Here is a 2,032-nt window from a genome sequence, read left to right on the forward strand (position 1 = left end):
CGCGGGCGGCGCCCTGGTGCTGCTGCTCTCGGGACTCGCGCTGGTGATCGCGCGACGCCGCCGCACGGCGTAGCGTCTCGGCGCAGCAGGACGGCGGTCGGCGGGTCTCCCGTCGGCCGCCGTTCGCCGTTCGCCGTTCGCCGTTCGCGCCGGGGATCGCCTCCGCCGACGGATCAGACTCGGTCCGCACGGGCCCGGCGCCGCTCCCGCCAGGCCGAGAACGCTCCGGTCGACCACAGCGCCCAGACGACGAGCAGCGGCTGGAAGACGAGCCGCACCGCACGGGCGGCGTCCGTCTCGAGGCCGAACGCCGACGTGCGTGTGACGAGCTGCGACACGTTCCCGGGGAACACCGCGACGAAGAACGCGGCCACCACGACTCCGACGACCACGCGCCACCGCGCGAGGACGACGAGCGCCAGACCGAGCGCGATCTCGACCACACCCGACGCCACGACGACGAGGTCGGCGTCGAGCGGCAGCCACGGCGGCACCTGCGCCTGGAAGGACTGCCGCGCGAACGTCAGGTGCCCGGCGCCCGCTGTGACGAGCAGGAGGCCCAGGAGGATGCGGGCGAGGGTGCGCGGGACGGAGCGACGACGTCGTTCGGCGAGAGAAGTGGCGGCTGTCATGCCTCCAGTCTGCGTCCGGCGCGTCCTGATACCGGTCGGAGCGAGTTCCGGCACGGCCCCGTATCCTCGATACCGCCCTGTCCGCACACCGTGAAACGAGTTCCATGAGCACCCTGCCCCGCCTGATGGCCTTCGACCTCGACGACACCCTCGCCGCGTCGAAGTCCCCCGTCGACCCGGCGATGGCCGATCTCTTCGTGCGGCTGCTCACGGCGACCGAGGTGTGCATCATCTCGGGCGGCCAGATCGGCCAGTTCCGGATGCAGGTCCTCGACCGCCTCCAGGGTGCTGATCCCGAGGTGCTCGCCAAACTGCACCTCATGCCGACCTGCGGCACGCAGTACTACCGCTACGAAGCCGGCGACTGGAAGCAGATCTACGCCGAGAACCTCACCGAAGACGAGAAGTCGCGAGCCCTCGCCGCCGTCGAGGAGAAGGCGAAGGAGCTCGGCTACTGGGAGTCCGAGACGTGGGGGCCGATCCTCGAGGACCGCGACTCGCAGATCACCTTCTCGGCTCTCGGCCAGGCCGCGCCCGTGGAGGCGAAGCAGGCGTGGGACCCGGGCGGCGAGAAGAAGAACACGCTGCGCGAGGCCGTGCAGGCCGTCCTCCCCGATCTCGAGGTCCGCTCCGGGGGGTCCACCTCGGTCGACATCACCCGGAAGGGCATCGACAAGGCGTACGGGATGAACAAGCTGACCGAGCTGACCGGCATCCCCCTCGACGAGATGATCTTCGTCGGCGACCGCCTCGACCCGGACGGCAACGACTACCCCGTCAAGGCGATGGGCGTCGAGTGCTTCGCGGTCGACGGCTGGCGCGATACCGCCGCCTACCTCGAGTCGTACGGGATCTAGGCCGTCCGGGGTCCAGGCCGTCCGATCGTCGCCCCGTCGCGGCACGCTGCTCCTCCTCGAGCGCGTGCCGGGCGGGGCTTCGTCGTGTCTCAGCGGTCGTCGTCCATGGCGCCGGTGGCTGTGCCGTCGAGGGCGAGGCGGAGCCGTCGCGGCAGCTTCGCCACGACGATCGCGTGCGATTCCGCCACGAGCTCCAGGACCAGCCCCGGTTCCACGATCCCGCCCGCGTCGACCGTCACCCAGTGCTTCTTGTTCAGGTGGTAACCCGGTTCGATCCCGTCCACCCCTGCGACGAGGTGCACCACGTTCTCGGGCAGCGCCTTCACGCTCACGACCGGCCGCCCGTGCCGCTCCGACTCGAGCGCGAACACCTTCCCCGCGACCTTCCACACCCGGATCCCCGCCCCGAACGGAAACCCCGCCTCCGCCCCCGCGAGCCCCTCCAGAAACCCGTCGTCCACCCCGCCGTCCATGCCCCCATCCTCCCTCACCTCCCGACCCCGCCAGCCCTCCCCGCTCGCCCCTGCACGCTCCCGCCCCCAC

3 protein-coding genes are annotated in these 2,032 nt (G+C 71.3%); 1 reads left to right on the forward strand and 2 read right to left on the reverse strand.

The genetic code is table 11. From position 1 onward, the window contains the following. Nucleotides 1-173 precede the first annotated feature (173 nt). Complete coding sequence (locus tag ACH61_RS15210; RefSeq protein ID WP_068213670.1) at nucleotides 174-632, reverse strand: DoxX family protein; 459 nt, start codon at nucleotides 630-632, stop codon at nucleotides 174-176. A 104-nt stretch (nucleotides 633-736) separates the two neighbouring features. Between ACH61_RS15210 and ACH61_RS15215 the strand changes: the two genes are divergently transcribed. After that, on the forward strand, nucleotides 737-1,489 hold the full coding sequence (locus ACH61_RS15215) for an HAD-IIB family hydrolase (RefSeq protein WP_068213673.1): 753 nt from the start codon (nucleotides 737-739) through the stop codon (nucleotides 1,487-1,489). Nucleotides 1,490-1,578: 89 nt separating this feature from the next. Here the strand turns inward: ACH61_RS15215 and ACH61_RS15220 are convergent, their stop codons facing one another. Then, nucleotides 1,579-1,962, reverse strand: a complete 384-nt coding sequence (locus ACH61_RS15220; protein WP_068213675.1) for an MmcQ/YjbR family DNA-binding protein — start codon at nucleotides 1,960-1,962, stop codon at nucleotides 1,579-1,581. Between the last annotated feature and the right edge of the window lie 70 nt (nucleotides 1,963-2,032).

Origin of the sequence: Rathayibacter tanaceti, assembly GCF_001634385.1 — a bacterium.
GTDB lineage: Bacteria > Actinomycetota > Actinomycetes > Actinomycetales > Microbacteriaceae > Rathayibacter > Rathayibacter tanaceti.